At 47.0% G+C, this 4331-nt stretch carries 2 protein-coding genes; one reads left to right on the plus strand and one right to left on the minus strand.

Going from position 1 to position 4331, the window contains the following annotated elements; genetic code table 11:
• The coding region (locus LRP49_RS24985; RefSeq protein ID WP_274146365.1) for a retention module-containing protein at positions 1 to 2076 on the minus strand (2076 nt) is incomplete at its 3' end.
• Between the two features lie 621 nt (positions 2077 to 2697).
• Here LRP49_RS24985 and prfC point away from each other — a divergent pair.
• Positions 2698 to 4287 (plus strand): peptide chain release factor 3, encoded by a 1590-nt coding sequence (gene prfC / locus LRP49_RS24990; RefSeq protein ID WP_274146367.1) that lies wholly within the window; start codon positions 2698 to 2700, stop codon positions 4285 to 4287.
• Positions 4288 to 4331 lie beyond the last annotated feature (44 nt).

Consider the following 4331-nt stretch of genomic DNA (forward strand, 5'->3'; position numbering starts at 1 on the left):
GCGCTCGACTCCTTGTTCAGCGAGGTCGAAGGTGTATTCGACGTCGCCCGAGACCTTGTTGGACAGCGCGATGTTGAAGGTGATGTCTTGGCCCTCATTGACTTCGTCACCACCCGTGACCTTCAAGGTAGGTGCATCGTTATCGAGGATGGTACCTGTACCCGTAACGGCGTCTGCCTGGCTGTCGGTTTTGCCGGACAGGGTAAAGTCTTCCGTGCTTTCGAATACAGGCTTGCCGTCGGCATCCAGATTATCTGTGGTGCTGATGTCCACGGTGAATTCGGTGTCACCCGGTGTCACAGTGACCTCAAAGGTGCCGTCAGGATTAACCGATACCTCTTTGCCGTTGACGTTTACCGTGGTACCCGTGAAATCGATGTCCTTGTCGGCACTGCCGCTGGCCAAGGACATCGTGACCGTGGTGTCGGAGGTACTCTCGTTGGTCAGGGTCACCGTGAAGGTCGCCGTGTCTCCTTCGGTCACGGTTGGGCTGGTGATGCCCGCGACGTCTGGGCGGTCGTTTTCGTCAGGGTTAATAACAGTCTCTACTGCATTTGGCAGTGTTGGGAGTGCCTCAAAACCACCGCCAGATACGTTCGTTACGCTAACGGTAAATGTGTCATCATCTCCGGCTTCGTAAAGGTCGTCGTCTAACGCCTCGACTTCGAAAGAGACACTCGTCGTATCCGCTTTTATTGTTACCGTTTTTTCAACAGGAACGACGTCACCACTCTCTGTCGTTTTATGACCGATGACCACAGTAATGGTCATGTCTTCACCCGCTGGCTCTGATAGCGTCAATGTGTATGTTGCATTTTTCCCTTCAGCGACAAACTCATTGCCTGATAATGTAAGCGTTGGTGCATCATTGTCATCTACTACATCGACTGTGATGGTGTCGGAGCTTGCTTCAAGACTCTCAAAGGCATCGCCACCTTGAATATGGTTAATTGTGGCTGATGCGGAACTACTTCCGGAATAAACATCATCGCGATTGACCTCAAACTCAAAACTAGATGAAGAGGCACCACTTTCGATGATTGCTTTTTGAAGTGAGCCGTTTGGCAGGAGTATCGTTACTTCAACACTGTCGCCGTCTGCGACGGTAACTAAGTTACCGTCGGCATCGCGCAGTTCAACGTTATAGATGATGGTCCCGCCATCTTCGCTAACCTCGGGAGTACTAGCTTTCAGACTAACGGTTACGGTATCCGTATCATCAGTGATGGTGGTGGTAACAGGGGTTGAGTCTGTGGTTAAGGAATCGAAGCTTTCTCCGCCGGACACACTATTGATCGCAGCGCTTGCTTCTTCACTTTCGTTATAAACATCATCGGCGTCAACGGTGTATTCATAAGTGGCTTCGCTGGAGCCTGAGCCAATTGTTATATCCTGCTTTGTCCCATCTGGGAGTGTGATGGTGACCGTCACAGTTTCTCCAGCAGCGACGGTTAGTGGCGCACCTTCATCATCGACAATTTCGACGTTATAACTAATGATTCCTTTGTCTTCAGATACATTGTCAGTAGATGAAGATAGCTTAAGTGTTGCATTAACAGGGCTGGTCGGTGCTATTGGAGACGGTTCTGGAGATGTGGCAAATGAGTTAAATGAATCGCCACTGTCTTCTCGTTCAATTCTTGCAGTGTTAAACGCTCGATCTATGCCATTTGTGTCAAACCCAGCTTGGGCAATTCGTTCTCCACCTTGTCGACCGATAGACTCAAAGTCCGAGGAACCACCTCCATTGGGGGTACCGTTGCCTCCGGCTGCTGTTGCTTCTAATACTTGAGTTGGATCGACACCGTCTTCAATTAATGCCTGGATGGCTGCAATTTCGTCTTCTAGAGGGGCGTCAAAAATGTCTTGCTCTGGTGAGTCTTGCTCGCCGATTGAGAATGTACTTCCATCTTCGAGTGAAAGAAGAGCATTTGCACCCTCAGGGAGAAAGATTTCAGTACCGGCACTAAGGTTTAAAACTTCAGCAATGGGAGTATCTTTCCCGTTCACCTTAACGAATGCATTACCGTTTACTGAAATTACTTTTGCTGCCTGTTGGGTAGTAATCGAATCCATGAGCCGCTTCCTGCAGAAGAAAATTTATAAAACCATCCATGTTTCCAAATAGAAACATATGCTTCGTTTATTTTACAGCTCAAAACAACAAATGTTAATGATGTGTGGTAAAAATGCACACAAAAACAGTGAGGTTGATTGTAAAATTATGTTATTTCTTGCAAGAAAGTTTTGAATTGAAAACATTTTTACGTTTCAAAATACCGTGCCGAAGATCTATGTAATAAAATTGTAATCAAAGTGTGGGTTATGATAATTGCCTCATTAATGGTTTTTAAATGATGGATAATTCGTGAACTAAATTAAGTTATCATTTGTCGCTACTCTTTTATCAGAGGCATTTTCTTTGACTAATTACATGGTGATGAGACACATTTTGTTATTAACGATAAGCGTTGTTGCAACACGATAGGTCAGTTCGGAGTGATGTGTTCTTATAGGCTCTGCAGTTCTTTGTTTGATGCAGAAACGTAGTGAAAAAACGGTCTTCTTTATCTTGCTTGGGTATAGTCGTTGAGTATCGGCTCAAGATCGTACAAAATACCCGCCGATTTGAATCAATGTTCGGTGGGCCCTATCTATAGGGTTAATTTCCTGCCGCTTAACCGGAAAGCTCAAGCAATGACAAACTCTCCATTCCAGCTGGAAGTCGGCAAACGCCGTACGTTTGCGATTATCTCGCACCCAGATGCCGGTAAAACGACGATCACAGAAAAAGTGCTTTTGTTCGGAAATGCACTCCAAAAAGCCGGTACGGTAAAAGGTCGTGGCTCTAACCAGCACGCGAAATCTGACTGGATGGAAATGGAAAAAGAGCGTGGTATCTCGGTGACTACCTCTGTCATGCAGTTCCCGTATAACGATTGCTTGGTAAACCTGCTGGATACGCCAGGACACGAAGACTTCTCTGAAGATACCTATCGTACCCTAACGGCGGTTGACTCATGCTTGATGGTTATTGATGCCGCGAAAGGTGTAGAAGATCGCACCCGTAAGCTAATGGAAGTTACGCGTCTGCGTGATACGCCTATCGTGACTTTCATGAACAAACTCGACCGTGATATCCGCGACCCAATGGAGTTGATGGATGAAGTTGAAAGCGAGCTGAACATTGCATGTGCGCCAGTATCTTGGCCTATCGGCTGTGGTAAAGAGTTCAAGGGTGTTTATCACATTCACCGTGACGAAACGATTTTGTACTCAACAGGTCAAGGTCACACTATTCAAGAGCAACGCATTATTAAAGGTCTTGATAACTCGGAGTTGGACGCCGCTGTTGGTGAAGACCTTGCGATGCAACTGCGTGAAGAGCTAGAGCTTGTATTGGGTGCATCACATGAGTTTGACCAAGAGCTCTTCCTGAAAGGTGAATTGACCCCAGTATTCTTTGGTACTGCATTGGGTAACTTCGGTGTTGACCATATGCTGGATGGCTTGACTGACTGGGCTCCAGCTCCACTTGCCCGTCAAGCTCACGAGCGTTCAGTAGAAGCTAGCGAAGAGAAGTTCAGCGGTTTCGTGTTCAAAATCCAGGCAAACATGGATCCAAAACACCGTGACCGAATTGCGTTCATGCGTATTGTATCGGGTAAATATACCCAAGGCATGAAAATGAAGCATGTGCGCACAGGTAAGATGGTGTCTATTTCGGATGCGGTAACCTTTATGGCGGGTGACCGTTCGCGTGCAGCTGAAGCATTTGCGGGTGACATCATTGGCCTTCACAACCACGGTACCATTCAAATTGGTGACACGTTCACTCAAAATGAAGATCTGAAGTTCTCGGGAATTCCAAACTTCGCGCCGGAACTGTTCCGCCGTATTCGCCTTCGTGACCCTCTAAAGCAAAAACAATTGCTAAAAGGTCTTGTACAGTTGTCAGAAGAAGGTGCCGTTCAGGTGTTCCGTCCGATGATCTCGAATGACCTGATTGTTGGCGCAGTCGGTGTACTTCAGTTCGACGTGGTTGTTGCGCGTTTGAAATCGGAGTACAACGTTGAGGCTATTTACGAGCCAGTAAACGTAGCGACCGCACGTTGGGTAGAGTGTTCTGATGCGAAGAAACTGGACGAGTTCCAGCGTAAGAACCAGTCAAACTTAGCACTGGATGGTGGTGATAACTTAACGTTCATCGCACCAACCATGGTAAACCTGAGCCTGACTCAAGAACGTCATCCAGACGTTAGCTTCCGCGCTACACGTGAACACTAAGCCTTAGTGCTTCATAAATTCTGAAAAAAGCCGTCATTGATTGA

Origin of the sequence: Enterovibrio qingdaonensis (assembly GCF_028683135.1) — a bacterium.
Lineage (GTDB): Bacteria > Pseudomonadota > Gammaproteobacteria > Enterobacterales > Vibrionaceae > Enterovibrio > Enterovibrio qingdaonensis.

Bases quoted from the DNA above. Each gene is read 5' to 3' on its own strand.
- prfC (WP_274146367.1), top strand. From the start codon at position 2,698: ATGACAAACTCTCCATTCCAGCTGGAAGTCGGCAAACGCCGTACGTTT.